The following is a 529-nucleotide window of genomic DNA, read 5'->3' as shown; positions in this document are numbered from 1 at the left end:
GAGATTTTCCCCTTGATGGTCTTAATTGCCTTGAGCTGATCCACGGTCTGAATGTGCATGGTCACGGTCATTTCCGCATCCAGCTCCAAGATTTCCGCCAACAACTTATCCGAAAGCTCAGATGCCATAATCTGTAAGTAGGACACCGCGCCCCAATACTGGCCGATGCGGAATGTGCGGGACTGGCGGAAGTCGAGACTGTTCGGGGCAATAAAGTCTTTTGTGCCGAGCCCGGTCTGCGGGATGTCTTTCCACGAAAAGCGGAACGCCTCGCGGCTCCCCGGATGCATCTGGCTATGAAGCAGCGCAAGGCGGGCCCGTCCGTCCATAGGCTCTGAGGGAACGCCCAGCCGCTTAAAGTTTCCCATGACATCAGCCTCCACACGCTCCAGACGGGGCCGAGCCTCCGTAATCCCCTCGGCGGGTATGCCAAAGGTGATGTATTTTGAGCGTTCAATGCCGTTATTGCTTTTGGCAATCTGATTTTTCAGCATCCCGGTAAACTCATCCCGGACGCTGTTATAGTTGT

Annotated in this window: 1 pseudogene; it reads right to left on the bottom strand. The window is 54.8% G+C overall.

From position 1 onward, the window contains the following. A pseudogene (locus H8Z83_RS20565) lies at positions 1-529 on the bottom strand (VirB4-like conjugal transfer ATPase, CD1110 family); the annotation flags it as partial.

The organism is Dysosmobacter segnis, assembly GCF_014297285.1.
Lineage (GTDB): Bacteria > Bacillota > Clostridia > Oscillospirales > Oscillospiraceae > Oscillibacter > Oscillibacter segnis.
Note: the sequence above shows the minus strand (reverse complement) of the source record. Positions and strands in the feature narration are given on the sequence as shown.